This window comes from Novosphingobium sp. GW821-FHT09E05, assembly GCF_059416165.1.
This window is the reverse complement of sequence record NZ_JBWKOQ010000003.1, coordinates 119630-146126: the sequence shown is the minus strand read 5'-3', so window position 1 is coordinate 146126 and position 26497 is coordinate 119630. Positions and strand designations below refer to the sequence as shown.

23 protein-coding genes are annotated in these 26497 nt (G+C 66.7%); 9 read left to right on the top strand and 14 right to left on the bottom strand.

The window, feature by feature from the left end:
- Window positions 1-122: 122 nt before the first annotated feature.
- Entirely contained in the window at window positions 123-1268 is a 1146-nt protein-coding gene (locus AC07M9_RS15125) for a phosphoserine transaminase (protein WP_494884714.1), read from the bottom strand.
- 196 nt (window positions 1269-1464) lie between these two features.
- Between AC07M9_RS15125 and AC07M9_RS15120 the strand changes: the two genes are divergently transcribed.
- The 3 genes from AC07M9_RS15120 (at window position 1465) to AC07M9_RS15110 (ending at window position 3628) form a co-directional block, all read left to right on the top strand.
- Window positions 1465-2127: an extensin-like domain-containing protein gene (locus tag AC07M9_RS15120; RefSeq protein ID WP_494884713.1), complete on the top strand. Its 663-nt coding sequence runs from the start codon at window positions 1465-1467 to the stop codon at window positions 2125-2127.
- Window positions 2128-2207: 80 nt separating this feature from the next.
- Window positions 2208-3167: a DMT family transporter gene (locus tag AC07M9_RS15115; protein WP_494884711.1), complete on the top strand. Its 960-nt coding sequence runs from the start codon at window positions 2208-2210 to the stop codon at window positions 3165-3167.
- A 17-nt stretch (window positions 3168-3184) separates the two neighbouring features.
- Window positions 3185-3628 carry a pyridoxamine 5'-phosphate oxidase family protein gene (locus tag AC07M9_RS15110; RefSeq protein ID WP_494884709.1) on the top strand — a complete coding sequence of 148 codons (444 nt, stop codon included), beginning with the start codon at window positions 3185-3187 and terminating at the stop codon, window positions 3626-3628.
- A 9-nt stretch (window positions 3629-3637) separates the two neighbouring features.
- Here AC07M9_RS15110 and AC07M9_RS15105 read toward each other — a convergent pair whose 3' ends face one another.
- Complete coding sequence (locus AC07M9_RS15105; protein ID WP_494884707.1) at window positions 3638-5428, bottom strand: sensor domain-containing diguanylate cyclase; 1791 nt, start codon at window positions 5426-5428, stop codon at window positions 3638-3640.
- Between the two features lie 61 nt (window positions 5429-5489).
- Window positions 5490-5795: a hypothetical protein gene (locus AC07M9_RS15100; protein WP_494884705.1), complete on the bottom strand. Its 306-nt coding sequence runs from the start codon at window positions 5793-5795 to the stop codon at window positions 5490-5492.
- Window positions 5796-6082: 287 nt separating this feature from the next.
- On the opposite strand from AC07M9_RS15100, the gene AC07M9_RS15095 reads away from it, so the two are divergent.
- Window positions 6083-7918, top strand: a complete 1836-nt coding sequence (locus AC07M9_RS15095; protein WP_494885047.1) for a potassium transporter Kup — start codon at window positions 6083-6085, stop codon at window positions 7916-7918.
- Between the two features lie 215 nt (window positions 7919-8133).
- Here AC07M9_RS15095 and AC07M9_RS15090 read toward each other — a convergent pair whose 3' ends face one another.
- From AC07M9_RS15090 to kdpF, 6 genes are read right to left on the bottom strand one after another with little or no spacing between them, the layout of a single operon-like run.
- Entirely contained in the window at window positions 8134-8829 is a 696-nt protein-coding gene (locus AC07M9_RS15090) for a response regulator (RefSeq protein WP_494884703.1), read from the bottom strand.
- Window positions 8826-11510 (bottom strand): DUF4118 domain-containing protein, encoded by a 2685-nt coding sequence (locus AC07M9_RS15085; protein WP_494884701.1) that lies wholly within the window; start codon window positions 11508-11510, stop codon window positions 8826-8828. The genes AC07M9_RS15090 and AC07M9_RS15085 overlap by 4 nt, the downstream gene beginning before the upstream one ends.
- Window positions 11507-12097, bottom strand: a complete 591-nt coding sequence (gene kdpC / locus AC07M9_RS15080; RefSeq protein ID WP_494884700.1) for a potassium-transporting ATPase subunit KdpC — start codon at window positions 12095-12097, stop codon at window positions 11507-11509. Before kdpC ends, AC07M9_RS15085 begins: the two co-directional genes overlap by 4 nt.
- 23 nt (window positions 12098-12120) lie before the next feature.
- On the bottom strand, window positions 12121-14151 hold the full coding sequence (gene kdpB, locus AC07M9_RS15075) for a potassium-transporting ATPase subunit KdpB (RefSeq protein WP_494884698.1): 2031 nt from the start codon (window positions 14149-14151) through the stop codon (window positions 12121-12123).
- Window positions 14152-14163: 12 nt separating this feature from the next.
- Entirely contained in the window at window positions 14164-15867 is a 1704-nt protein-coding gene (kdpA, locus tag AC07M9_RS15070; protein WP_494884697.1) for a potassium-transporting ATPase subunit KdpA, read from the bottom strand.
- A 13-nt stretch (window positions 15868-15880) separates the two neighbouring features.
- Window positions 15881-15970, bottom strand: a complete 90-nt coding sequence (gene kdpF / locus AC07M9_RS15065; protein WP_007681729.1) for a K(+)-transporting ATPase subunit F — start codon at window positions 15968-15970, stop codon at window positions 15881-15883.
- Window positions 15971-16288: 318 nt separating this feature from the next.
- Here kdpF and AC07M9_RS15060 point away from each other — a divergent pair, with 318 nt between their 5' ends.
- From AC07M9_RS15060 to AC07M9_RS15040, 5 genes are all read left to right on the top strand, one after another.
- Window positions 16289-16741, top strand: coding sequence for a carboxymuconolactone decarboxylase family protein (locus AC07M9_RS15060; protein ID WP_494884696.1), 453 nt, complete (start codon window positions 16289-16291; stop codon window positions 16739-16741).
- Window positions 16741-17592, top strand: a complete 852-nt coding sequence (locus tag AC07M9_RS15055) for a sigma-70 family RNA polymerase sigma factor (protein ID WP_494884694.1) — start codon at window positions 16741-16743, stop codon at window positions 17590-17592. The genes AC07M9_RS15060 and AC07M9_RS15055 overlap by 1 nt, the downstream gene beginning before the upstream one ends.
- Window positions 17593-17787: 195 nt before the next feature.
- Entirely contained in the window at window positions 17788-18204 is a 417-nt protein-coding gene (locus tag AC07M9_RS15050) for an acyl-CoA thioesterase (RefSeq protein ID WP_494884692.1), read from the top strand.
- A 114-nt stretch (window positions 18205-18318) separates the two neighbouring features.
- Window positions 18319-20724, top strand: a complete 2406-nt coding sequence (locus AC07M9_RS15045; RefSeq protein ID WP_494884691.1) for a DUF3772 domain-containing protein — start codon at window positions 18319-18321, stop codon at window positions 20722-20724.
- Window positions 20725-21046: 322 nt separating this feature from the next.
- The gene (locus AC07M9_RS15040) at window positions 21047-22237 is read left to right on the top strand and encodes a hypothetical protein (RefSeq protein WP_494884689.1); all 1191 of its coding nucleotides are present in this window, start codon (window positions 21047-21049) and stop codon (window positions 22235-22237) included.
- Window positions 22238-22321: 84 nt separating this feature from the next.
- Here the strand turns inward: AC07M9_RS15040 and AC07M9_RS15035 are convergent, their stop codons facing one another.
- The 5 genes from AC07M9_RS15035 to AC07M9_RS15015 form a co-directional block, all read right to left on the bottom strand.
- Entirely contained in the window at window positions 22322-22999 is a 678-nt protein-coding gene (locus AC07M9_RS15035; protein ID WP_494884687.1) for a transposase, read from the bottom strand.
- A 198-nt stretch (window positions 23000-23197) separates the two neighbouring features.
- Window positions 23198-23860: an HD domain-containing protein gene (locus tag AC07M9_RS15030; RefSeq protein ID WP_494884685.1), complete on the bottom strand. Its 663-nt coding sequence runs from the start codon at window positions 23858-23860 to the stop codon at window positions 23198-23200.
- 74 nt (window positions 23861-23934) lie between these two features.
- Complete coding sequence (locus AC07M9_RS15025) at window positions 23935-24924, bottom strand: alpha/beta fold hydrolase (RefSeq protein ID WP_494884684.1); 990 nt, start codon at window positions 24922-24924, stop codon at window positions 23935-23937.
- A 126-nt stretch (window positions 24925-25050) separates the two neighbouring features.
- On the bottom strand, window positions 25051-26010 hold the full coding sequence (locus tag AC07M9_RS15020) for an SDR family NAD(P)-dependent oxidoreductase (RefSeq protein ID WP_494884682.1): 960 nt from the start codon (window positions 26008-26010) through the stop codon (window positions 25051-25053).
- A 37-nt stretch (window positions 26011-26047) separates the two neighbouring features.
- Window positions 26048-26425, bottom strand: coding sequence for a VOC family protein (locus AC07M9_RS15015; protein WP_494884680.1), 378 nt, complete (start codon window positions 26423-26425; stop codon window positions 26048-26050).
- Window positions 26426-26497: the final 72 nt, after the last annotated feature.

The window sequence follows — 26497 nt, the reverse complement described above, 5'->3', positions numbered from 1 at the left end:
GATCTAAAATTCCTCGTCATCCCCGCGAAGGCGGGGACCCATCTGATGCCGCCTCAACAGGCCATGTCAGGAGATGGGTTCCCGCTTTCGCGGGAATGACGACGTTTTGCTTCGGAATTAACTCAGGCTACGGCCTGCTCAGCCTTGACCGTGGCATAGGCCCAGTCGAGCCAGGGACCGAGATCCTCGATGTCCTGGGTGTCGACGGTGGCGCCGCACCAGATGCGCAGGCCCGCCGGTGCGTCGCGGTATCCGGCGACGTCGTAAGCGGCGTCCTGCTTTTCGAGCAGGGCGGCGAACTTCTTGATGAAGTCCGCGTCGGCGCCTTCGACCGTGAGGCAGACCGAGGTATTCGAGCGGGTCGCCTCGTCGAGGGCGAGGTGGCCCAGCCAGTCCCGCTCCGCGACGATCTTGGAAAGCGCGGCGGCATTGGCGTCGGAGCGGGCCTTGAGACCTTCCAGACCGCCGAGACCCTTCGCCCATTCGAGCGCGAAGATCGCGTCCTCGACGGCGAGCATCGAGGGGGTGTTGATGGTCTCGCCCTTGAACACGCCCTCGGCGAGCTTGCCCTTGGAGACGAGGCGGAACACCTTGGGAAGCGGCCAGGCCGGGGTGTAGGTTTCGAGACGCTCGACCGCGCGGGGGCCGAGGATCAGGACGCCGTGGCCGCCTTCGCCGCCCAGAACCTTCTGCCAGGAGAAGGTCGCGACGTCGATCTTCGACCAGTCGATGTCGTAGGCGAACACCGCCGAGGTGGCATCGGCGAAGGACAGGCCCTCGCGGTCCGCCGGAATGAAGTCGGCGTTCGGAACGCGCACGCCCGAGGTGGTGCCATTCCAGGTGAAGAGCACGTCAGTGCTCCAGTCGATCTGGGTCAGGTCCGGAAGCTGGCCGTAGTCGGCGCGGATCACGGTGGGATCGAGCTTGAGCTGCTTGGCCGCGTCGGTCACCCAGCCCTCGCCGAAGCTTTCCCACGCCACGGTGGTCACGCCGCGCGCGCCGAGCATGGTCCACATGGCCATCTCGAAGGCGCCGGTGTCGGAACCGGGGACAATGCCGATGCGGTGGGTGTCGGGCAGCTGCAGCACTTCGCGCATCAGGTCGATGCAGTACGCGAGACGCGTCTTGCCGATCTTGGCGCGGTGCGAGCGGCCGAGCGATTCAGTCGCGAGCTTGTCGGGGGAGTAGCCGGGAGGCTTGGCGCATGGTCCGGAAGAGAACTGCGGACGAGCAGGTTTACGCGCGGGTACGGCAATCAAATCAGTCATTTCTGACTCTCCTTACAGAGAGCTCGCGCGGCGTTGGGACCGCGTGGCCCGGCGCCGCTCCTAGTGGCGCGGGCGGGTATGTCAATCGCCTTGCGGCTCGGTTGCCTGTGCAAAACGGCCGGACGTGTATGGCGCCCCGTCGCGCAGTAGCCCACGGGTAAGGGCAGGTTAAGCGGAGCCCCTGGAAGTTTAACCCATGCGGAATTTTTTATTCACCCTTCCCCTGATCGCGCTGGCGAGCGGCTGCATCGACCGCCCGTCGCCGCCCACGCGCCAGCCGAGCCGGTCCGCGAATCGGCCCGCCCGGCCGCCAGCGGCCGACGTGCGCCAGTGCCTCTCGAGACTCAGTGCGCAGCAGGCGGTGTTCACGCCGGTCGAGGACAGGTATTTCGGCAGCGCCTGCTCGACGGTGGGGACGGTGAAGCTTGCGGCGCTCAACACCGACAACGCGACCGTCTCGCTGTCCGGGCTCGGTCCGGTGACCTGCGCGGCCGCGACGCCGTTCGCCGCCTGGGCGCGCTACGGCGTTGACCGCGCGGCGCAGCAGATCCTCGGCAGCCGGGTAGTGAAGATCGAGACTTTCGGCAGCTATTCGTGCCGTAACGTCGCGGGCACCAACCGCCGGTCGGGCCACGCGACCGCCAATGCCATCGACGTCTCGGGCTTCGTGCTGGGCGACGGGCGGCGCATCACTGTGCTCGACGACTGGAACGGCGGCACGCCCGCCGAGCGCCGCTTCCTGCGCACGGTCCACGACAGCGCCTGCAAGCGCTTCGGCACGACGCTGGGGCCGGGCTACAATACGGCCCACGCGAATCACCTGCACCTCGAGGCGGACGGCGCCGACTTCTGCCGCTGAGGCAGGCCGGCCTTCGACAACCTCTGCAAGACATTCGCCCCGCTTCGTGCGATTGCGCCCGCTCTTGCATGGAGCCCAGGATGACGGATGCGCGGAAGACCACGCTCGGCATAGCGTGCGGCGTAGGCGCAGGCGCGCTTTGGGGGCTCGTGTTCCTGGTCCCCGAACTGGCGCGGGACTTCGGCCCGCTGCACCTCGCCGCTGGACGCTACCTCGCTTACGGCGTGATCGCGGCGGCGCTGCTGGCGCCCCGCTGGGCGAGTACGGTCGCGCCGCTTTCCCGCCGCGACTGGGCGCAGCTGACGTGGCTCGGCCTGCTGGGCAACACTGTCTATTACGTGCTGCTGGCGAGCGCGGTGCAGATGGGGGGTGTCGCGATGACCTCGCTGGTGATCGGCTTCATTCCGGTACTGGTCACGGTCGTCGGGAGCCGGGAGGCGGGATCGCCTTCGCTGGCGGGGCTCGCGCCGTCGCTGCTCCTGGCAGCGGCTGCGGCGGCATGCATCGGATGGCAGGCGATAGCGGTGCCGCAGGCGGGCTCCGTCGTGACGCAGGCTGCCGGGCTGCTCTGCGCGGTCGGCGCGCTGGTTTCGTGGGCGACCTTCGCCGTCGCCAACAGCAGGTGCCTCGCGCGGATCGAAAAAGTCTCGTCCCACGACTGGAGCCTACTGCTCGGCGTCGCAACGGGCGCGCAGGCGATGCTGCTGGTGCCGGCCGCACTCCTGCTGGAGCCACAGGGCCACGACGCCGCCGCGTGGATGCGGTTCCTCGGCCTGAGCGCGGGCATCGCGCTGCTTTCCTCCGTGCTCGGCAATGCCCTGTGGAACCGGATGAGCCGGTTGCTCCCGCTCACCCTCGTCGGGCAGATGATCCTGTTCGAGACGCTGTTTGCGCTGCTTTACGCCTTCGCCTGGGAACGCCGGTTGCCTGCGCCACTGGAGGTACTCGCGATGGTGTTCGTAGCCGCCAGCGTCGTTTCCTGCCTGGCCGCGCACCGGCCCGCGAAACCGGCGGCGCCGGCCGAGCGTTCCGCGGGATAGAGCCAAAGGAAATCTCCATGACCCGTACCCTCCCCGACCTTTCCGAAAAGATGCGCGACATCGACTTCACCGTTCTTTCCACCCGCACCAGCGGGGGCGCCATCGCGGCGCGGCCGATGAGCAACAACCGCGAGGTCGACTACGACGGCGACGCATGGTTCTTCGCCGAGGAAACCACGCGCATGGTCGGCGATATCGAAGCCGATCCCCACGTCGGCCTCAGCTACCAGGGAACCTCCGGATTTCTCGGCATGCGTCCGTTCTTTCTCGCCGTGGAAGGCAAGGCGACGCTGGTCCGCGACAAGGCGCTGCTGGCCGAGCATTGGACCAAGGGCCTCGAACGCTGGTGGCCGGAAGGCGTCGATACCCCCGGACTGCTTCTCATCAGGGTTGCGGGCGAGCGCGTGCATTACTGGGACGGCGAGGACGAAGGCGAGCTGACGATTCCCGCACGGGCCTGAGCACCTGCCTCAGGCCGCGTCCTCCGAGCGGTTGCGCCCGGCGTGCTTCGCCCGGTAAAGCGCGCCGTCGGCGGTCTTCATCGCCTGTTCCGCATCCTCGCCCGACACCAGACGGGCGATGCCGACGCTGACGGTGGCGCGGATGATGTTGCCCGAGGCGTCCGGGATTGAGGCCCGTTCCTGCCGCTTGCGGATGCGCTCGCAGACGAGGCGCGCCTGGTCGGCCGCCATGCCGCCCAGCACCACCGCGAATTCCTCCCCGCCAAGCCGGGCGATGAGGTCGCCGTCGCGCACCGATGCGCGCAGGACACCGGCGAAACGCTGCAGGACGAGGTCGCCGGCGGCGTGGCCGTAGCGGTCGTTGATGCGCTTGAAGTGGTCGAGGTCGAACACCGCGATGCAGCCCAGCACCCCGCCGGCCGGCACCGAACCCAGCAGCGCTGGCAGCGCCGCGTCGAACGCGCGGCGGTTGTAGACGCCGGTCAGCGGGTCGGTCATCGCCTGATGGGTCAGATCTTCCATCAGCTTGCGGCGCCCGGTGACCTCGCGCACGATGCTGACGGTGCCCATCGCATTGCCGTGCTCGTCCAACGTGGCACGCATGTGGCTTTCCACCCAGACCGTGCCGCCGTCCTTGCACTGGACGCGGTACTCGACGATCGCCGTCTCGTCCGGGCCGGCCAGTGCCCGGCGCCGCGCGTCGAGCACGGCGGGCAGGTCCTCCGGGGACACCAGGTGGAACATCATCCGGCCGGTCAGTTCGTCGGGCCGGTAACCCCACACGCGCTCCACCGAGGGCGAGGCGTAGCGAAGCGTCCCATCGATGCCGAGGCGCATGACGATGTCGCTGGTGCGGTCGAGCACCAGCCGGTGCAGCGCCTCGGCGGCGTGCATTCGGTCGAGCAGGCGGCGACGCGCGCGCAGTTCGGCGGCGAGCGGCAACAGGATCAGCACGATCGAGGCGAAGTAGATCTGCAATACCTGCAGCTTCACCGCCATGCTCACATGCAGCAGCGTCGTAGGCCCCTGCCCCGCCAGGGAAAACGGCAGGGCCGTGCACAGCAGGATCAGGATCGAGGCGATCGCGCCGAAGCGGCCAAGCCTGAGCGTCGCCGCGATCATCGGCATGAACGGCAGGATGACGAGGGGAATCTCGTTCTGGCCGAAGGTCACCAGCGAGGCGGCGACGACCAGGCCCAGCAGGATGATGGCTTCGCCGATGCGCTGATTGTCCGCGGTGGCGATCCACTGGCGCGTCTGGCCGCGCAGGGTGAGCAGCAGCGGCGGTGCGAAGGCGAGCAGCCCGAGGGCGTGTCCGGCATACCAGTCCCGCCACGCCGCCCAGAACGGAATGTCGCGCCCGAGATGGATCGACCACGCGGCGAACAGGGCCGTGACGGAAGGAACGGCAATTCCGCACACCACCAGGAACGAGGCCACTTCGGGCACCGACTGGAAGCGCCCGAAACGCGGGTAGGTCCGCTTGACCAGCCAGGCAGCGGCATAGGCCTCGGCGACGCAGATGAACGGCAGCGGGACAGCGACGAGGCCCTTGATGCCGAACAGCTGCGATGCGAGGAGGCCGGTGGCGGCACAGGCCGCCGTTATTCCGGTCCACTGCCGGTACGGGGCGGCGCAAAGCTTCGCGAACAGGACCGCCCCCGCCAGCCAGACGATGGCGACGCCACCGTCGAACCGGGTCAGCAGCAGGGTGGTCGAGGCGCAGGCGAAATAGATGACCGCAGTGAAGGCGGCGGCGCGCACGCGCTGGGTCGATATTGTGGCCGCCAAACGGTGCATCGCACTGCAATACTAAACTGTAGTTAGTTTTAGGTAAATAACCGGCTTTAAAGTTGTAGAATTAGACGGTCCCTGCGCCGCGTTGGCCCGACCTTTCGTACCGCGCCTTCGGCTCTGGGAACCACCGCCCGGGCACACTGACCCGCGCCCAAAGGCCGGGGCCGACGAACAGCAGGGCGTTGCCCGCCAGCAGGCAGCAGACCAAAACGGCGCAGAGCCCCAGCTCGCCAGGCGTAGCCGCATGGACGGCGCGGCCATGGACCGCGGCATGGAGCTTCGCCCCGGCCAGCCAAGCCAGCGACAGACCGGTCATGCCGCCAAGGCGCAACCCGATGCGGGCGGCAAGAGTTTGATGCCAGGCGAGCATGCCAAGAAACCTCCTCGAAGACCTCCCAGCTATTCGTCCGCCCATAGCAATTCGAGAGCGGGAACCGCCCGGAACCATTGAGATTGCATAGAAAAACAGGCTTTCCCGCCCGATTCATATGCCGCTCATATGCCCCCGGAGGGTTTCCGCTATGGAGATCAAACGGTGTTCCATGCCATGTCCGGCAAAAGCCAACGACGAGGCCTGACTTGACAGACGACCACGCCCACCCGGCAGCGCATCCGGAGCCTCACGCGGGGGTTTACGCCCAGGGCCACCTGCCCACGCTGGCGCTCGGCGCGCTGGGGGTGGTGTTCGGAGACATCGGCACTTCGCCGCTCTATGCGCTGAAGGAGAGTTTCGTCGGCCACCATCCGCTGGTGGTGGATCAACCGCATATCTACGGCGTCCTTTCGCTGATCTTCTGGACGATGATGCTGGTGGTGACGGTGAAGTACGTCTTCATCGTCATGCGCGCCGACAACGAAGGCGAAGGCGGCAGCATGGCGCTGCTGGCGCTGATCGCGCGCAGTCTGGGACAGACGCGCTGGACCCCGGCGATCGCCATGCTCGGCGTGCTCGCCACCGCGCTGTTCTATGGCGATGCGATCATCACCCCCGCCATCTCGGTGCTTTCCGCGGTCGAGGGCCTGACCGTGGTGGAGCACTCGCTGGGCCGGCTGGTGCTGCCGATCGCGGTGGTCATCCTCGTCGGCGTCTTCGTGATCCAGAAGCACGGGACCGAGAAGGTCGGCACCTTCTTCGGGCCGGTCATGGCGGTCTACTTCCTGGTGCTCGCGCTGCTTGGCGGGCTCAACCTCGCGCGCCATCCGGAGATCGTGGCCATCGTCAATCCGTGGTGGGCGGTGCATTTCTTCGCGCTCGACCCCAAGCTGGCGTTCCTCGCTCTCGGCTCGGTGGTGCTCTCGGTGACCGGCGCCGAGGCGCTCTACGCCGACATGGGGCATTTCGGGCGCAAGGCGATCAGCGTCGCGTGGCTCTACGCCGCGCTGCCGTGCCTCATGCTCAACTACGCCGGACAGGGCGCGCTGCTGCTCGACGATCCGGCGGCGGCAAGCAATCCGTTCTTCCTGCTCGCGCCCGAATGGGCCCGCCTGCCGCTGGTGATCCTGGCGACGCTGGCGACGATCATCGCCAGCCAGGCGGTGATCTCGGGCGCGTTCTCGGTCACCCGGCAGGCGGTGCAGCTGGGCTTCCTGCCGCGCCTGCGCATCCTGCACACCAGCGCCTCGGCGGCCGGGCAGATCTACGTGCCGATGGTCAACTGGCTGCTGCTCGGCTGCGTGATCGTGCTGGTACTGTTCTTCCGCAGCTCGACCAGCCTCGCCGCCGCATACGGCATCGCGGTGACCGGCACGATGGTCATCACCAGTTGCATGCTGGGCGTGCTGACCTTCAGCGTCTGGCGCTGGCCGCCGCTGCTGGCGGGCGGCGTCACCGGGCTGTTCCTGGTGATCGACGGCGCCTATTTCCTCTCCAACGCCACCAAGATCCCCGACGGCGGCTGGGTGCCGCTGGTGGTGGCGGCGATCGTGTTCCTGTTGCTCACCACCTGGTCGACCGGCCGCAAGATCATGCGTCACTACCTTGCCGTGGGGGCCATGGACCTCGACCTGTTCATCCGCTCCACCGCCGGCTCTCTCCGGCGCGTGCCGGGCACCGCGATCTTCCTGTCCTCGAGCAGCGACGGCGTGCCCCCGGCGCTGCTCCACAACGTCAAGCACAACAAGATCCTGCACGAGCGTATCATCATCCTGACCGTGACACCGCAGGCCGTGCCCCACCTGCCCGACGAGGGCCGGATCGAGGTCACGGACCACGGCTCCAGCTTCTACCGCATGCGCCTGCGCCACGGCTTCATGGAGGACGTGGACATTCCCGCCGCGATGAAGACGGTCACCGAGTGCCAGGGCCCGATCGGCAAGATGGACACCAGCTACTTCCTCAGCCGCCAGACCCTCATCGCCTCCGAGCGTCCCGGCATGGCGATCTGGCGCGAGAGGCTGTTCGCCTGGATGATCCGCAATGCGGCGACGCCGATGGAGTTCTTCAACCTGCCGACCAACCGGGTTGTGGAACTGGGCTCGCAGGTGGAGATTTAGGCCGGAGCATTAGGTCGCCAGCGACGGCGGCAATCGCTGGCGGATCACATCAAGCCTGATTCCCGTCGCCCCCGCGAAGGCGGGGGCCCCGCTTTCCTTGCGCGATCTCAAAAGAACAAGCGGGGTCCCCGCCTACGCGGGGACGACGGGGATTTGCGGAGTGCGCGGAAGCTGCGGGTTGCGCAGCCCTCCGCACCACGCGACGACAGGGAGGATCAGCCGTCCACCAGCCTCAACCTGTACCCGATGCCCAGCTCGTTGCTGATGATCTGCGGGCGCCGGGGATCGGTTTCCAGCTTCTGGCGCAGGCTGCGGACGAGGACGCGCAGGTATTCGACGTGGTGCTCGTGCTCGTGGGGCCAGACCTGCGCCATGATCTGGTTGTGGGTGATGACCCGCCCCGGAAACTTCGCCAGCTGCGCCAAGACCGCGTATTCCTTGGGCGTCAGGTGCACTTCGCGCCCGGCCTTGGTGATCGTGTGCGAGAGGAGGTCGATGGTCACGTCGCCCACCGCCAGCGCCGACGCCGCGCCGCCGCGCGTGGTACGGTTGCGCAGGGCGACGCGCACGCGGGCGAGCAGTTCGTCGGTGTCGAACGGCTTGGTCAGGTAGTCGTCGGCGCCGAGGTCGAGCGCAGCGACCTTCTCGTCGGTGGCATCCCGGGCGGAGACGACGATCAGCGTGGTGTCGCCCTCGCGCTTGACCAGCGGCACCAGTTCGAGCCCGTCGCGGTCGGGCAGGCCGAGGTCGAGCAGGACGACGTCGGGCCGCTCCGCCCGCAGCCGTTCCAGCGCCTCGCGCCCCGTCCCGGCCTCGATCGCGGCATAGCCGGCACGCTCCAGCGCGGCGAGGATGAGGCGGCGGATGTGCGGCTCGTCGTCCACGACCAGGACCTTGTCGCGCAGCTTCATGAGACTTCCCCGTCTTCGATATTGGCGCCATCGATAGTGGCGAGGATCAGCGCCGGCGGAATGCGCAGAGTGAAGCAGGCCCCGCGCGGGTCCTCGTTGTTCGTGGCCGAGACCGAAAGCCCCATGGCCTCGGCGAAACCCTTGACGATCGCGAGGCCGAGGCCGGTGCCGTGGCGCACGCGGTCCGACCCCTCAAGCCGCGTGAACGTCTCGAACACGCGGCGCTCCTGGCCGGGCGGAATGCCCGGGCCCTGGTCGATGATCGAGAGCAGCAGCGCGTCGGGCGGGCGGCGGCAGCGCACCACGATCCGCGTTCCGGGATCGCCGTAGCGCCCGGCATTGTCGAGCAGGTTGATGAGACAGTGGTGCAGCAGCACCGGGTCGAGGCGGACCAGCGGCACGCCGGGCGCGATGTCGACCGCCACCTCATGCCCCTGCAGCGAGGCGCGGGTATCGTGGACGGCGCTGGCGACGGCGTCGAACAGGTCGGTCGCCTCTGGCTTCATCGGCAACGCGCCTGCCTCGACCCGCGCCATGTCGAGCAGGTTGGCGACGAAGCGGTTGAGCCGCCGCGCCTCGGTCTCCACCACCTCTGCAAGTTCGAACGACGGATGGAGCTTCATCTCCTGCGCCGCCGAGAGGATCGTGGTGAGCGGCGTGCGCAGGTCGTGCCCCACCGAGGAGAGCAGCGCCGAACGCAACCGGTCACGCTCGCCCACGGCCTGCGCCTTCAGGTTCTCCTCCTCCAGCGTCATGCGGTCGAAGGCGATCGAGGCCTGGTCGAGCAGGCTCATCAGCAGCGGCACCTGGTCGGAGCGCACCGGATCGCCCGCGTCGTCGCGCGCGAGGCCGAGCACGCCGAGCACGCCGCGCGTGGTGCGCAAGGGGTGGAACAGCCAGTCCGAGGCGGTGAGCGTCGCCGAGCCGCGCCCGGCGGGCTGCTCGTTGTCCATCGCCCACTGCGCGGCGGCCTGTTCGATCTGCTCCAGCCGATCCTCGGGCGGGTAGGCGGCGCTCAGCACGGGACCATCGGACGAGGGCAGCAGCAGCACGGTCCGCACGCCGAGCAGGCGGGCGACCTCGGCGCAGATCGCCTGGACCAGTTCCTCGCGGCTGGCCGCGACGGTCAGCTGCCGCGAGAAGCTGGCGAGCGCGGCGTTCTGCCGCGCGCTCGCCCCGGCAAGGTCGGCCTGCGCCCGCACCCTTGCGGCGAACTGGCTGGTCACCACCGCGACCCCCAGCAGGACGAGGATCGAGATGACATTCTCGGGATTGCTGACGGTCAGCGTGCCGGTCGGCGGCAGGAAGAAGAAGTTGTAGGCGAGGCTGGAGGCGAGGCCCGCGAACAGCCCAGCGCGCACGCCGAAGGTGGCGGCGGCGAACATCACCGGGATCAGGAACAGCAGCGCGATGTTGCCGAGGTCCAGCGCTTCGAGCAGCAGGCGGCCGAGCACGGTCATCGCCGCCACCGTTAGCAGCGACCAGAGGTAATGCGCGGGGCGGCCCCAGTCGATCCGCGTCGCCTCGCGCGGCCGCGGCGGCTCGGCGGCGGGGGTGCCGGAGGGCAGGACGTGGATCGCCACGTCGCCCAGCGTGCGCACCAGCCGGTCCACCACCGAGCCGTTGCGCAGTTCGAACAACCAAGAGCGGTCCGACTTGCCGATGACGATCTGCGTCGCCCGCGCGTCCTGAGCAAATCCGCGCAGGCCCTCGACCACGCTGGCGGCGGGCACGCTGGCGGTGGAGGCGCCGAGGCGCGAAGCGAGTGCTAGGGTGTCGGCCAGCAGGCGGCGGTCGGCGTCGGTGAAGTGGCGGTCGCGCTGGGTCTGGATGTGGACGGCGGACCAAGGGGCCTTGAGCGCATCGGAGAGGCGTTTGCCTGCGCGCACCAGCCCGGCGGCGTGGGGATGCTCCGAGATGGCGACGAGCACGCGTTCGCCCACCGCAAAGCTGCCCGCCAGCGCATTGGCGCGCAGGTGCTCCAGCATCTGCGCATCCACCGCCTGCGCCGCCCGGCGCAGCGCCAGTTCGCGCAGCGCCGTCAGGTTGGACTTGGAGAAGAAGTGGCCGAGCGCCCGCGTCGCCTCGTGGGGGACGTAGACCTTGCCTTCCTTCAGCCGCTCGATCAGCTCGTCGGGCGGGATGTCGACCACCTCGATCTCGGCCTGTTCGAGCACGCCGTCGGGCACCGTCTCGCGCACGTGGACGCGGGTGAAGGAGGCGACGAGGTCGTTCAGGCTCTCGACGTGCTGGATGTTGATCGTGGAGTAGACGTCGATCCCGGCGGCGAGCAATTCCTCGACGTCCTGATAGCGCTTGGGGTGGCGGCTGCCGGGCGCGTTGGTGTGCGCGAGTTCGTCGACCAGCACCAGCTGCGGCGCGCGTTCGAGGATCGCGTCGAGGTCCATCTCGCCGAGGGTGTGGCCGACATGGTCGACCTCGCGGCGGGGGATGACCTCGTGGCCCTCGACCAGCGCCTGCGTCTCGCGCCGCCCGTGGGTCTCGACCACGCCGACGACCACGTCGATCCCGGCCTCGCGGCGCTGGTGGCCTTCCGAGAGCATTTCCCAGGTCTTGCCGACACCGGGAGCCGCCCCGAGGAAAACCTTGAGGCGGCCGCGCCCCTCCTGCGTCGCGGCGCGCAGGAGGGCTTCGGGAGAGGGTCGGTCGGGATCGTTCACCGGCTCGGCTTAGCGCCAATCGTGTCCAGTCGTCGATTGAGTTCGAACACGTTGACGCGCGGCTCGCCGATGAAGCCGAGCAGCGGGCGCTCGACGGCCTCGCCGACGAGGCGGCGTAGCGCCTCGGGCTCGATGGCGCGGGCGCGGGCCACGCGGTCCACCTGATACAAGGCCGCCTCGGGGGTGATGTGGGGGTCGAGCCCCGAGGCGGAGGTCGTCACCAGGTCGGACGGAACGGGTCGGCCTGGTGCCGCAATCTGTTGACGCTGGACGTCGGCCTTCACCCGGTCGGCCAGCGCCTGCGAAGTGGGGCCGAGGTTCGAGCCCGACGAGGCGAGCCCGTCGTAGCCCTTGCCGGCGGCGGAGGGGCGCGTCTGGAAATAGCGCTCCGAGGTGAAGGCCTGCCCGACTACGGTGGAGCCGACGACCTTGCCATTCGCAGTGACGAGGCTGCCGTTGGCCTGGCTCGGGAACAGCACCTGCCCGATGCCGGTCAGCCCCAGCGGGTACGCAAGGCCGAGCAGGACGGCGAACAGCAGCGTCATGACCAGGGCGGGGCGCAGCGATGAGAGGATGTCGTTGTTCATGTGAGGTCTCCTTGGGGCGGCGATCACGCCAGACCCAGCCCGGTGACGGCGAGGTCGATGAGCTTGATGCCGACGAACGGCGCCACGAGCCCGCCCAGCCCGTAGACAGCGAGGTTGCGCGCCAGCAGCGGCCCCGCGTCCATCGGCCGGTAGGCCACGCCCCTGAGCGCGAGCGGCACGAGGCAAGGGATGATCAGCGCGTTGAACACGATGGCGGACAGGATCGAGCTTTCCGGGCTGGCGAGGCGCATCACGTTGAGCACGCCGAGGCCGGGGTAGAGCGCGACGAACATGGCCGGGATGATCGCGAAGTACTTGGCCACGTCGTTGGCGACCGAGAACGTGGTCAGCGCGCCGCGCGTCATCAGGAGCTGCTTGCCGAGGCCGACGACCTCGATGAGCTTGGTCGGGTCACTGTCGAGGTCGACCATGTTGCCCGCCTCGCGCGCGGCCTGGGTGCCGGTGTTCATGGCGACGCCGACGTCCGCCTGCGCCAGCGCGGGCGCGTCGTTGGTGCCGTCCCCGCACATGGCGACGAGGCGGCCGCCCTGCTGTTCCTTGCGGATCAGCGCCAGCTTGTCCTCGGGCGTGGCTTCGGCGAGGAAGTCGTCCACCCCGGCCTCGGCGGCGATCGAGGCAGCGGTGAGCGGGTTGTCGCCGGTGATCATCACCGTGCGGATGCCCATCTGCCGCAGCTCCCCGAAGCGCTCGCGGATGCCGGCCTTGACGATGTCCTTGAGGAAGATCGCACCGAGCAGCCGCCCGTCCACCGCCACGGCCAGCGGCGTTCCGCCCGCGCGGGCGATCTCGTCGGTGATGCGGCGCAGTTCGGTCGCGGCGGTGGTGGCCCCGGCGCCGGGATTGGCCTTGAGGATCGCCTGCACCGCGCCCTTCTGGATCACGCGCCCCCCGGTATCGACGCCCGAGATGCGGGTCTGAGCGGTGAACGGGATGACCTCCGCGCCCTCGGGCAGCGCCGAGGTGCCGAGCCCGAACGTCGCGCGCGCCAGCACGACGATCGAGCGGCCCTCGGGCGTCTCGTCGGCGAGGCTGGCGAGCAGCGCGGCTTCGGCGAGTTCGCCGACGTCCGTGCCGCCGACCGGGCGGAACTCGGTCGCCTGGCGGTCGCCGATGGTGATGGTGCCGGTCTTGTCGAGCAGCAGCACGTCGATGTCGCCCGCCGCCTCCACCGCACGGCCCGACTTGGCGAGCACGTTGAAACGCACCAGCCGGTCCATGCCCGCGATGCCGATGGCCGAGAGCAGCGCGGCGATGGTCGTCGGGATCAGCGTGATGAACAGCGCCGCCAGCATCGAGATCGGGATGGAGCCCCCGGCATAGGAGGCGAAGCCGGGGATCGTGCCGACCGCGATCAGGAAGATGATCGTCAGGCCGACCAGCAGGATGGTCAGCGCGATCTCGTTGGGGGTCTTCTGGCGTTCGGCGCCCTCGACCAGCGCGATCATGCGGTCGAGGAAGCCCTGCCCCGGATTGACGGTGACTCGCACCTTGATCCGGTCCGAGATGACGCGGGTGCCCGCGGTGACGGCGGAACGGTCACCGCCCGCCTCGCGGATCACGGGCGCGCTCTCGCCGGTGATCGCGGCCTCATTGACCGAGGCGACGCCGGCGACGACCTCGCCGTCCGAGGGTATGAGGTCGCCGGTCTCGACCAGCACGACGTCGCCGACCCGCAGGGCGCTGGCGGGGACTTCCTCGAAGCCTTCCCCCCGGAGCCGCTTGGCGATGAGGTCGGCCTTGGTGGCGCGCAGGCTCGCGGCCTGCGCCTTGCCGCGCCCTTCGGCGAGGGCCTCGGCGAACGTGCCGAACAGCACGGTCAACCAGAGCCACATGACGAGCTGGATCTTGAAGCCGGGCGCGAGTCCGTCGCGTCCGGCGATGAGCAGGATCGTGAGCAGCACCGCGACGACGGCGGTGGTGAACATCACCGGGTTGCGGATCAACTGGCGGGGGTCGAGCTTGCGGAAGGCGTCGCCGATCGCGGGAACGATCAGGTCGGCCGTGAACAGCGATTTCTGCTGCGAGCGAGCCATGGTCATGGGTCCTTAGAAGAGCTGGCCGCGGATCATCGCGAAATGATCGGCGATGGGTCCGAGCGCGAGGCCGGGCAGGAAGGTCAGGCCGCCGACGATCAGCACGATGCCGATCAGCAGGCCCGTCCACAGCGGTCCGGTGGTCGGGAAGCTGCCTGCCGTGGCGGGCGTGTGCTTCTTGGCGGCAAGGCTGCCCGCGACCGCCAGCATCGGGATGATGATGAAGAAGCGGCCCACCCACATCGCCACGCCCAGGAGGCCGTTATAGAAGGGGGTGTTGGCGCTCAGGCCGGCGAAGGCGGAGCCGTTGTTGCCGGCGGCGGAGGTGAAGGCGTAGAGGATCTCCGAGAAGCCGTGCGGCCCCTTGTTGAGCGGCCCGGCAAGCCCGGCCTCGGTCACCGAGGCCAGGGCCGAGAAGCCCAGGATCATCAGCGGCAGCACCGCGATCGCCAGCACCGCCAGCTTGACCTCGCGGCCCTCGATCTTCTTGCCGACGTACTCGGGCGTGCGGCCGACCATGAGCCCCGCCACGAAGACGGCGAGGATGGCGAACAGCAGGAAGCCGTAGATGCCCGCGCCGACGCCGCCGACCACGACTTCGCCCAGCTGGATGTTGAACAGCGGGATCAGCCCGCCCAGCGCCGTGAAGCTATCGTGCATGGCGTTGACCGCGCCGCACGAGGCGGCAGTCGTGACGACAGAGAACAGCGCCGAGCCGACCACGCCGAAGCGCACGTCCTTGCCCTCCATGTTGCCGCCCGCCGCGCCGAGGGCGTGGAGGATGGGGTTGCCCGCCGCCTCCTGCGAATAGGTCACGGCGGTGCCGACCAAGAAGATCGTGAGCATCGCGGCTAGGATCGCCCAGCCCTGGCGGGTGTTGCCCACGGCCTTGCCGAAGGTCCAGGTCAGGCCGAAGCCGATCACGAAGATCGACAGCATCTGCACGAAGTTGGTCAATGCGGTCGGATTCTCGAAGGGATGCGCGGAATTGGCGTTGAAGAAGCCGCCCCCGTTGGTGCCGAGCATCTTGATCGCCTCCTGCGAGGCGACCGGGCCGAGCGCGAGGGTCTGCCTGATGCCCTCCAGCGTCGATACGTCGACCGAGCCCGCCAGCGTCTGCGGCACGCCGCTCGCGATCAGGAACAGCGCGTAGATCACGCAGAGCGGCAGCAGCAGGTAGAGCGTGACGCGCGTCATGTCGGCCCAGAAGTTGCCGATACCGGTGGCGCTGCGCCGTGCGAAACCGCGGAAGAACGCAAAGGCCAGCGCGATGCCGGTCGCCGCCGAGAGGAAGTTATGGATCGTCAGGCCCAGCATCTGGCTGAGGTTCGACATCGTCGATTCCCCGCCGTAGCTCTGCCAGTTGGTGTTGGTAGTGAAGCTGACGGCGGTGTTGAACGCCAGCGGCTCGCTCACCGCGCCGTAGCCCAGCGGGTTCAGCGGCAGCAGCCCCTGCGCGCGCAGTACGAGATAGGTCAGCGCCAGCAGCGCCGCGTTGAAGGCGAGCATATGGACCGCGTAGCGGCGCCACGACTGGTCCTCGTCGGGGTCGATGCCCGAAAGCCTGTAGAAGCCGCGCTCCACCGGGCCGAGCACCGCGTGGAGCGGCGTGCGCCGTCCTTCGTAGAGGGCGTGGAGCCACAGCCCCATCGGCTTGGTGAGCGCCAGCAGAACGGCGACGAAGGCCGCGATCAGCAGCCATCCCTGCAATGTCATGGGAGTGCCCCTCCTAGAAGCGTTCGGGCCGCGCGAGCACGGCGACGAGATAGACGAGGAGGCCGAGCGCGGTCAGCGCGGCCAGCCAGAGATCGAGTGTCATGATCGCCTGTCCCTCACGCGCGCTGGCACAGGGCGACGTAGCCGAGGCTCGCCGCCAAGAGGGTGAGGAAGAGGCCGATCCAGAGGATGTCCTGCATGGGTGATGCTCCTGCAGGCGCGGCCGCAATGGGCGGCGCGATTCGTCTGCAGGCAGCCAAGTAGGCCAGCACGCCGTTGCAATTCGAGACGAGGTCCCGAACGAGCGCATAGTATTTTCATATGAATTGGCGGGCGGCGGACAAAAAGTTCGCCGCCCATGTCACACCGGCGCGCGCTGCCTCGTCATGTCGGCATCAACCCCGAAACAAGGATGTGCCCCATGCAGCCCCGCGCCGATATCTACGCCGTCTCGCCCGCAATCTTCAAAGCCTGGTACGCCTTCTCCGAGCAGGTCGCCGCAAGCGGCCTAGAGAAGCCGCTGCTCGAACTCGTCAAGATCCGCGCCTCGCAGATCAACGGCTGCGCCAACTGCCTCAACATGCACACCGCCGAGGCGCGCGGGGCGGGCGAGACCGAACAGCGCCTGCATTTGCTGGCCGCATGGCACGAGGCCCCGTGCTACACCGACCGCGAACGCGCCGCGCTAAGCTGGACCGAGCACATGACCGAAGTCGCAACCCGCCGCGTGCCCGATGCCGTCTACGCAGCGCTGGACGCCCAGTTCAGCAAGGAGGAACAGTTGAAGCTGAGCCTGGCGATCGTGGTCATCAACGGCTGGAACCGCCTGGCGGTCGGCTTCAACCTCTACGCCCCGGAACTGGGCTGGAAGTAATGGAACAGGCCGCCGCCAGCTTCGACGCCCACCGCACGGGCCTCCTGCGCGTCGCCTACCGCATGCTCGGCTCCATGGCCGATGCGGAGGACGTCGTGCAGGAAGCCTTCATCCGGTGGGCGGAGACGGACCGGGCGGCGGTGCTGGTCCCGGCGGCGTTCCTGCGCCGCGTCGTCACCCGCCTCTGCCTCGACCACCTGAAATCCGCGCGCGTGCGCCGCGAGAGCTACAGCGGGCCGTGGCTGCCCGAACCGGTGGTCGAGGAAGAGCCGGACGAGGACGTCACCCTGCCCCTGATGCTCGCGCTCGAGAGGCTCTCCCCGCTCGAGCGCGCGGCGTTCCTGCTCCACGACGTGTTCGGCGAGAGCTTCGAGGACGTCGCCGCCTCGATCGGCCGCGATGCCGCCGCCTGCCGCCAGCTCGCCAGCCGGGCGCGGACAAACGTGCGGGCGGAGCGGGTGCGCTACACCGTCGGCCGCGAGCAGGGGCTGGAACTCGCCGCCGCGTTCTTCCAGGCCTCGCGCGGGGAGGGCATCGCCCATCTCGGTGCGCTGCTCGCCGACGGAGTGCGCATGCATGCCGATGGCGGCGGCAAGCGCCCCGCCGTCGCCCGCGTGCTGGTGGGCACGAGCGAAGTGGTGCGCGCCCACGCCGCCATCGCCCGCCTCGTGAGCGGCCCCTCGCAGCTGGTGCGCTACGGCTTCGTCAACGGGCTGCCGGGCTTCGTGACCCGCGAAGCCGACGGCGTGCTCCAGACCACCGCGCTGCTGATCGAGGACGGACTGATCCGCGCGATCTACGTAATGCGCAACCCGGACAAGCTGCAGCATCTGGAGCGGGCGGTGCGCTGAAGGCCATTTTCTCCCCCAAACTCGTCATTCCCGCGAAGGCGGGAACCCAGCTGATGGAGGTGCCACAGGAGCGAACATCAGTTGGGTCCCCACCTTCGCGGGGATGACGAAAGGGGTGGCAGAATGCGACGGACGCACCCCAGCTCGCCGCTTTACGGCTACCTTTCGCCTTGTCGGAGTGATAGAAGAGCGGACGTGAACACCGCTATCCCCCACCGCTTCCATGTCGGCATCGAGTCCGACGACATCGACTTCATGGGTCATGTCAACAACGCCAGCTATCTCAAGTGGGTGCAGGCCGCCGTGCTCGATCACTGGCGCGCGCTGGCCCCGTCGGAGGCCGTCGCCCAGCACCTGTGGGTTGCGCTCAAGCACGAGATCACCTACCGCAAGCCGGCCTTCATCGACGACGACGTGATCGCCACGGTCCTGCTCGAAAAGGTCCAGGGCGCCCGCGCCATGTACGAGACGGTGATCCGCCGGGGCGAGGAAGTGCTGGCCGAGGTCAAGTCGAGCTGGTGCTGCGTCGATGCCACCACCTTGCGCCCTGCCCGGCTGGCGCGCGAGCTCATCCAGCACTTCTTCACCAGCGAAAGCGCCGACCCGGCCTGAGCCGGCCTCCGGTCGGCGCGCATTGTGCCGGGCCACCCGCTCGCGGACATTGCCGACTTGCGCATTCCTGCCTAACCGGGGCACCGTCACGGTCCCCCGCCAGAGAATGCATCGATGTCCCTCTTAGTCCGCCTGCTGCCAGCCCTGCTTCTTGTCCTGGGAGCCGTGCCCGCGCAGGCACAGCTGACGCCGACCGCCGAACTCTCGCGCCAGATCGCACAGGCCGAAGCGGACCTGCGCACCGTCGACCGCGCGCTCGACACGCCGGTGAATGCCGACGATCGCTCGGCGCTGCGGGTGAAGGCGCTGGCCGTGCAGCAGGTCGTCCGCGCGGCCGAAGGCCAGCTCGAAGACCAGCTCGCCATGGTCGATGCGCGCATCGCCGGGCTTGGTCCCGTCACCAAGGACGTGACCGAAGCCCCCGACATCCAGCGCCAGCGCCAGACCCTGGCGCACAGCCGCACGGCCCTCGACGCCGCCGTCAAGCGCGGCCGGCTCGCCGAAGTGGAAGCGCAGCAGCTGATCGCCGAGATGGACCGCAGCCAGGCGGAGCAGCTCAACGAGACGCTGTCCACCCGTGTCCACTCGCCGCTGGCGCCTGCGTTCTGGAGCGCGCTGTTCGCCTCGATGCCGCGCGACATGCGGCGGGTGGACCTGTTCCTGGCGCAGGGCCTCAAACAGATCCATGCGCAATGGGACGGCGGACTGCCTTGGCAGGTGCTGCTGGGCGCGGCGCTGGCATTCGCCTTCCTGTTTCCGATCCGTCTGGCCGGCCGCCGCTTCGGACAGCGCTACCTGATCGGCAGCGCGCCCGGCCACCGCGTCCGCCGCTCGGTCTATGCGCTGTGGCGCGTGCTGGTCGGCACGGTATCGCCGCTGCTTGCCGCGTTCATGCTGGTGCAGGGTTTCCGCTGGGCGGGTCTGTTTCCGCAGCGTTGGGACGCCCTGCTCGACGGCTTCGTCGGCGCTACCGGCTTCGCCGCGTTCACCGCCTCGCTCGCGGGCGCGCTGCTCATGCGCCGGCAGCCTTCGTGGCGGATCGCGCCGCTGGCGGACGATACGGCGCGGCGGCTCCACCCGATGATCCTGCTGCTGGCGGGGATTGCCTTCGCCAGCATCCTGCTCGACGCCTTCAACGGCGCGGTAGGGGCCAGCCGGACGGCGATGGCGGCCTGGCAGATGGTCGAGGGCCTGGTGCATCTGACCTGGATCGCTGCCTTCCTGCTGCTGCTCGGCCGCCTGCGCGCCGCCCGCGCCGACCGGCACGAAGCAGAAGGGGGCCTGCCCGTCGGCGCGGGCCTTGCCATGGCGACACTGGTGACCTGGGCGCTGGTCGTCATGGCCCTGATCGCGCTGGCCTGCGGCTATGTCGGGCTGAGCCTGTTCGTCGCCCGGCTCATCATCTGGATCGCCATTCTGGGCGCCGCGCTTTTCCTCCTGCTCGGCACCGCCGACGACGTGGCGACCACGCTGTTCAACCGCGATAGCCACCTGGGCGTGACCCTGACCCGGACGGTCGGGCTGCGCGGCAGCGTGGTGGACCAGTCCGGCGTGCTGATCTCGGGCGCGGTGCGCATCCTGATCGTGCTGGTGGCGCTCGGCCTGCTGACGATGCCGTTCGGCGGCGGCGGCGGCCTCGGCAGCGTCTTCGGCCGGCTGGGCACGTTCGCGCAAGGGGTCGAGATCGGCGGCGTCGCCATCTCGCCCGGCGCGATCCTGCGCGCCATCATCGTCCTCACGCTCGGCCTCGCCATCGTGCGCGGTTTCACCAGCTGGCTGGAAAAGCGCTACCTGCCGGTGACCGACCTCGACGGATCCGCGCGCAATTCGGCCGGGCTGGTCGCGCGGTATGTCGGCATCGCGCTCGCCATCATCTGGACACTCGCCTCACTCGGCATCGGGGTGGAGAGGATCGCGCTGCTGCTTTCGGCGCTTTCGGTGGGCATCGGCTTCGGCCTCCAGGCGATCACGCAGAACTTCGTGTCGGGCCTGATCCTGCTGGCCGAGCGCCCGATCAAGATCGGTGACTGGGTGCGCGTCGGCACCGACGAGGGCGACGTCAAGCGCATCAGCGTGCGCTCGACCGAGATCACCCTGCCCGACCATTCGACGCTGATCGTCCCCAACTCCGAGCTGATCACCAAGACAGTCCTCAACAAGACCCTGTCGAGCCCGATGGGACGCATCCAGATCCAGTTCTCGGTGCCGCTCGAAATCCACGTGGACAAGGTGCTCGAGATCGTGCTGGGCGCCTTCGCGGCCGAGCCGGCGGTGCTGGACGATCCCGCCCCGACCGCCTTCGTGGATTCGATCGCCGACGGCCGCATCCTGTTCAACTGCTTCGCCCACGTGGAATCGCCGCGCGACGTCTACCGCGCGCGCAGCCGCACGTTCCTCGCGCTGCTACGGCAGTTCGGCGACCACGGCATCGACATCGGCACCGTCCCGCAGCGACTGGAACTGATCGCCGAGCACCCACTCCCCCGGCGCGACAAGGACGAAGCCGAAGCCCCTCAATAGGCTTTGCCGTGTAGGGTGTGCTACACATCGAGGGACTTTGGCCACTACGCTGCTTACTCACACCGGACCTCGGTTCTGGCGGAAATCTGCGATTTCCTGTGGTCGCCCATAGCCCGTCCGGCGCCTGATGACTACCTGAGAAAGTGCCCAAAAGCCGCTCCGGTCAGCAACCAGCCATCATGCGCCGTCCAACTGGAAGGCGATGCACCTCGGCGCACGGGTGTTGGCGAGTGCTGTAAATTCGCGGAAAGACATCAACGCATGGTCCCCGTGCGGAGCCCTGGGTTAGACAATAAAATCTATCGCGTTGGGCTCCGGGCAAATGAGTGAATCGGAGGCAATTTTGGCGATCGTCATCTCCCGGCAGGAGCTTTACGAACTCGTCTGGCGTGAACGTCTTCGCGACCTCGTTGAACCGCTGGGTTTGTCTGAACCTTCGCTCCGAAAGAGATGCAATGCAAAGGAGATTCCGCTGCCCGGTCCGACGTATTGGACGGGCCTGAAGAAAGGCTTGAAACCACGCGTTCTTCCACTGCCGCCACGTGCGCCGGGCATGGATGAATTCGTCAGTACCGCTTTTAATCCCCATTCGCCAGTTCCGCGCCCGGTCACTGATGATGATCTGCTCGGCCCGCTACCTCCGCCGCCGGTTTTTGAAGAGCCGCTGGAAGAGATTCGCGCGCGATATGCCTCACTCGTGGGATCGCCAAAAGTTCTTCGAGACACAGCGCCCGGCCATAAAATCCGCTCACTCCTTGCCGAGGATGAGCGTCGGCGAGAAGCTCAGAACGCACGACCCTACCCCTGGGCCTATGATGGCCCTCGCTTCGATTCCGCGTTCGAGCAACGGCGTCTCCGGGTTTTGAATTGCCTCATGCTCGAAACTGCTAAGGCGGGGGGTAATATCCGCATAACCGACCATTCCGCACTGTTGATCAGTGTCGAAATCCACGACGTGACAATGCATCTTGGATTGGACTTCCCCGAAGCCATCCACCGCCGGTTCGACCGCTACTTTTCCCGACGTTCGCCCCCCGCTGGTTCTTTGCGTCTGATACTAAATCAGAGCTACGGAGCGTCTGTGCCGGACGCGGATTGGGCTGACGATGAGACCGGAGAACTGGAGAAAAAAATCGGCACGATCGTAACCGAATTTTTTGTTCAAGCCGAGGCGACCTACAGATCATATCGCGAGCTGGAATATGCTCACCGCACTGACTTGAAGACGCGCCGGATCGAGGAAATCAAGCGATCGCGTGCCGAAGCGAAAGCGGAAGCCCAGGCATCTGCCGACCGAGCCCGAAAGGAGCGGCTAGATCATTTGCTGTCGATGGCAGAAGATCATGACCTTGCCTCAAAAATTCGTATGCTTGTTAGGAGCGGGGTCGGTGGCCAGCGAGCCTCCCCCGAATTATACACTTGGCGAGATTGGGCATTAGCGATCGCTGCTGAGATTGACCCTCTAACAGCGTTAGACCTCACAGAATTTTCCGACCCGGTGAAGAAGCCGTGACCAGGTATGAGCACGCAACAAAGGTGATCGGAGCTTTCAGTGGTGAACTTTACATTCATTATGCTGCCCGATCGGACAGATCTGCTAATTGGGCAGCCTGTAACGGGTGGTGCTCGCTAATTTGGATTCGATCGGTTTTCCGCCATCGTCCAGCACCGGTTGAGCCACTCGATGCCGCGCATTAACAGATGGCTGTCGGTGGGATGGGCGATCGCCTTGGTCTGCACGGTCGTGTCCAGCGTCACCCTTTCGCGCAGCTTGCGGCGTCAAGGCGTTGGTGCACATCGCCACACGTGGCGTCTCGGATAGCAGCAGCTCGAGCTTGTCAGCCCCGATGCGGTCCCGCCAGCGCGTCATCGACGAACGATCCAGCGGCAGCTTGTGCCGGAAGTACAGCTCGCCGCAGAAATATTGGATATAGGGGTTCTCGACCCAGCGCGCGCAGATCACTTCGTCCGACACGCCCTTCATGTGCTTGAGCAGGTGCAGCCCGGTCATCAGCCGCTTCGACAGCCCAGGCCGGCCCTTCTCGTGATAGGATGCCCCATAGGCCTCCTCGAACCGTGTCCAGTCGATCAGCCCTGCCAGCTTCACCAGCGCGTGCTTCATGTCGACCATGTTGTCGATCTGGCTGCGGAACAGCTCATCGCTGCGGGGGGCGGGTTTCCTGGGCGGCAATCGGCCTGCTGTCGCCTGTTGATCGGGGGTGGCAAGCTGCCGTTCGATCAGCCTCCACGCTGTAGCTGGTTTGCGCCCGTCCAAGCCGTTCGAGTGGGAAAATGGCGTGCCAATGAGCGGTCAGTCCGCTTATGACCGGGGCTGCGACATTTCAGTCATTCGCCGCGCATACCTCGAACGGCAGTTTACGGCGGAAGCCGACGTCAAAAGTAGAAAGTGATAATCTCAGACGGCAGCGTAGCGCGTTTACCGATACTATATGTGTGTATGTGCACTGGCGAGTTATTCGCGGTACGGACCACCGGCGATCGCGTCGACCCACGAAGGAGCAGCATAACCGCGCACATAGCGCTCTCCGAAGTCACGGATGAACGTGTCGTAGGTTGTGGTGGGCTTGCTTTCGGCCAGGTGGACGGCGCAGGCGGCGAAGCGCCGCTTCATATCGAGCCGGGGAACGGCGGCAATTACGGCGTCGATTTCCTCAGGTGTGAACGCGGCATAGTCGCCCGCACCGAAATCCACGCCAATACCCCGCGCCGATAAGGCGACTTCGGTCTCCTTGTAGAGGCTGATCGATGGCGTCACGTGGAGCGCCACTGCATCCCACACAAGCTGCGCACGCCGATCGTCGAAACCGAGATCGCGAACGAAGCCACGGGCGACTTCGGCACCGTTCACTTCGAAGCGATACGGACCGTCGCCGTGCACGGTCATGCCGATATCGTGCAGCAACGTCGATACACCGACCACGTCGGCATCGAACCTGTCGCCGCCGCGCGCACCGATCTTTGCAGCGAAGATCCATGATCGGGCGACGTGATTGAACAGGAAATCGGGCATTTGCTGGCGCGCATGGCCGTACGCGCGACGAATGATCGGCGAGGCTGGAAGATCGGGGAAGGCAGCGAGCAGCGTATCGTAGGAGTCTTCAAGCGTTGCAGGCATGCATTTTCCTTCCGCAGCTTGCCATGAAACCGAGGCAATAGGGCTAGGTTGTCTGACGCAGTATCGCGCTTAGCTCAGCTTCGGATGAATGCCAGCAAGTCGCCGTTGATGAGATCCGGGTGCGTTGTCGCCATACCGTGCGGAAGGCCGGGATAGGTCTTAAGCGTACCCTGTTTTACAAGCTTCACGGCGCGCCGCGCGGTATTGTCTACCGGCACGACCTGATCGTCCTCGCCATGCAGGATCAGCACAGGGACAGTGATTGCTTTCAGGTCGTCGGTGAAGTCGGTTTCCGAAAAGGCGACAATGCACTCATATTGCGACTTGGCGTCGCCCATCATCCCCTGTCGAAACCAGTTGGCGACGACGCCGGGTTGTACCTTGGCACCGGGCCGGTTGAAGCCATAGAACGGCCCGGCGGGAATATCCGTGTAGAATTGCGCGCGATTGCCGGCGAGGCCCGAACGAAAGCCATCAAAGGCCTCCATCGGCAAGCCGGCCGGATTGCTGGCCGTCTTGAGCATGATCGGCGGGATCGCGCCGATCAGCACGGCCTTGGCGACGCGGCCGTTGCCACCATGTCGCGCTACGTAGCGCGTAACTTCCCCGCCGCCGGTCGAGTGGCCGACATGAATTGCACTCTTGAGGTCGAGATGAGCGACGATGGCCGCCATGTCGGCGGCATAATGATCCATGTCGTTGCCGGCGAATGTCGCACTGGAGCGGCCGTGACCACGGCGGTCATGCGCGATGACGCGATGGCCCTTCAGCAGAAAGAACATCATCTGGTTATCCCAGTCGTCGGCTGTCAGCGGCCAGCCGTGATGAAATACGATCGGCTGCGCCGACTTAGGGCCCCAGTCCTTGTAGAAGATCGTCACGCCGTCCTTCGTCGTCAGCGTCGCGCTGCCAAGCACGGTGCGAGCGTCGCCGGGAGTGACAGAATGGACCGAAGCCGCTGCGGCCGTCGACGGAGCGGCGGCGAGTGCCGCAAGGCCGGTGCCTGCACCAGCCATAAGACCAAGTATATTGCGACGATCTAGGTTATCTTCGGGCTTAAGCATGTTGTTTGTCCATCCAGCGTGTCAGGTTGATCTACTCGATGCGCACGACGAGCAGCGGCATCATTGAAGCGCGCGGTGTTTCGGTATCGGGAGTTGAGAGAATCGCTTTGGCAGTGCCGCGTTGGCTCAGCGTTGGCTCACCAATTGTTCACTCAGTTGCCACAGCGCTTGTGCACTTTGACCATCCAATGCGTAGGAGCGCACTCCGTCACGAAAGCCTTCGCCATCGGCGATCGATGCCACGCTGCAATTCTCGCAATAGTGCCCGCCGATCAGATCGCCATTGGCGACCATTGCCGCCCATACGGAGGTCGCCGCACCCTGTTCGACCGACTTAAAAGCCAACGGAGGCGCTCCCGACAACTCGGTCTCCCGTTGCAGATCGGCCATCATGGCGTTTAGCTGATCAGGCGTTATATGGCGTCCAAGCTCGGTATTGATCACACCCGGCATCACTGCACAGGCGTGCACGCCGCGGTCGCGATGCCGCCGATCCAACTCTACCGCGAATAAGGCATTTGCGGTCTTGGATCTGCCATAGGCGATCCACGGATCATAGGCTTGCCGCTCGAAATTAGGGTCGCTCAAATCGATGTCCGCCGTGCGGTGGCCGGCTGATGAGAAGACTACCACCCGTCCGCCATCGCAGATCAGCGGGGCAAGGCGCGTGATCAGCTGGAAGTGTCCCAGATGGTTGGTGCCGAACTGCGTTTCAAAGCCATCTTGCGTGCGGCCTTCGGGAGTGAGCATCACCCCTGCGTTCGCAATGATCGCATCAAAAGGCCGCCCGTCCGCGAGCAGCCCATCAATGGCGGCACGGATGCTCGCCAGCGACGCCAGGTCCAGTTCGACCAGATCGAACCGGCCACCGCCGCCCCTGGCGGCTTCCCGTACACCGGTCGTGGCATTCTCGGCCTTGGCGAGGTCTCTGGCGGTGCCAATCACCTCGGCGCCATGCGCGACCAGCGAGCGGGCCGTCTCCACGCCGAGGCCGGCCGACACACCGGTCACCAAGATACGCTTGCCCGCCAGGTTCATACCAGCAAGCACGTCATTGGTTGTCGAGTTCGCGTCAAATTCGCGCACGATCGGATCTTTCAGAATTTGGGACAGGCGTGCCGGATCAGCTCTTGTAAACGGCTTCAAACGAGTAGCCGTCAGGGTCCAAGACGTCCGCGGCATAATATCCTGGATAGTATTCCAGACGCGCACGCGGGGAGATGTTATCCTTTGCTCCCGCCGCCATCGCGGCTGCGTAAAATTCGTCGACATTGGCGTTGCTGGCGGCGTCGAACCCCCAGTGGATTGCGTCAGGGTTAGGCGTGCCCTGTTTCAGCCAGAAGTGCGCGCTTTGCCCGTCACCAAATCCCCAGAGGTCGGGGTGGCCATTCTCGCCCTTAAAGGGCATGAAGAATTTAATTTCGAGCGGCGCGAGTGCTGCCTGATAGAAGGTCAGCGATTTTTCCACGTCAGCAACGCTCAATATGATGTGGTTTATCATAGCAAGATTCCGATCTTTTCGAGATGTGTTCCGTCAGCTCGAGAATTACTCAAGACGACCGCGTAGATAATC

Coding starts and splice junctions, on each gene's coding strand:
- AC07M9_RS15125 (WP_494884714.1), bottom strand. CDS start 1,268: ATGACTGATTTGATTGCCGTACCCGCGCGTAAACCTGCTCGTCCGCAG.
- AC07M9_RS15120 (WP_494884713.1), top strand. CDS start 1,465: ATGCGGAATTTTTTATTCACCCTTCCCCTGATCGCGCTGGCGAGCGGC.
- AC07M9_RS15115 (WP_494884711.1), top strand. CDS start 2,208: ATGACGGATGCGCGGAAGACCACGCTCGGCATAGCGTGCGGCGTAGGC.
- AC07M9_RS15110 (WP_494884709.1), top strand. CDS start 3,185: ATGACCCGTACCCTCCCCGACCTTTCCGAAAAGATGCGCGACATCGAC.
- AC07M9_RS15105 (WP_494884707.1), bottom strand. CDS start 5,428: ATGCACCGTTTGGCGGCCACAATATCGACCCAGCGCGTGCGCGCCGCC.
- AC07M9_RS15100 (WP_494884705.1), bottom strand. CDS start 5,795: ATGCTCGCCTGGCATCAAACTCTTGCCGCCCGCATCGGGTTGCGCCTT.
- AC07M9_RS15090 (WP_494884703.1), bottom strand. CDS start 8,829: ATGAAGCTGCGCGACAAGGTCCTGGTCGTGGACGACGAGCCGCACATC.
- kdpC (WP_494884700.1), bottom strand. CDS start 12,097: ATGAACAACGACATCCTCTCATCGCTGCGCCCCGCCCTGGTCATGACG.
- kdpB (WP_494884698.1), bottom strand. CDS start 14,151: ATGGCTCGCTCGCAGCAGAAATCGCTGTTCACGGCCGACCTGATCGTT.
- kdpA (WP_494884697.1), bottom strand. CDS start 15,867: ATGACATTGCAGGGATGGCTGCTGATCGCGGCCTTCGTCGCCGTTCTG.
- kdpF (WP_007681729.1), bottom strand. CDS start 15,970: ATGACACTCGATCTCTGGCTGGCCGCGCTGACCGCGCTCGGCCTCCTC.
- AC07M9_RS15060 (WP_494884696.1), top strand. CDS start 16,289: ATGCAGCCCCGCGCCGATATCTACGCCGTCTCGCCCGCAATCTTCAAA.
- AC07M9_RS15055 (WP_494884694.1), top strand. CDS start 16,741: ATGGAACAGGCCGCCGCCAGCTTCGACGCCCACCGCACGGGCCTCCTG.
- AC07M9_RS15045 (WP_494884691.1), top strand. CDS start 18,319: ATGTCCCTCTTAGTCCGCCTGCTGCCAGCCCTGCTTCTTGTCCTGGGA.
- AC07M9_RS15040 (WP_494884689.1), top strand. CDS start 21,047: ATGAGTGAATCGGAGGCAATTTTGGCGATCGTCATCTCCCGGCAGGAG.
- AC07M9_RS15030 (WP_494884685.1), bottom strand. CDS start 23,860: ATGCCTGCAACGCTTGAAGACTCCTACGATACGCTGCTCGCTGCCTTC.
- AC07M9_RS15025 (WP_494884684.1), bottom strand. CDS start 24,924: ATGCTTAAGCCCGAAGATAACCTAGATCGTCGCAATATACTTGGTCTT.
- AC07M9_RS15015 (WP_494884680.1), bottom strand. CDS start 26,425: ATGATAAACCACATCATATTGAGCGTTGCTGACGTGGAAAAATCGCTG.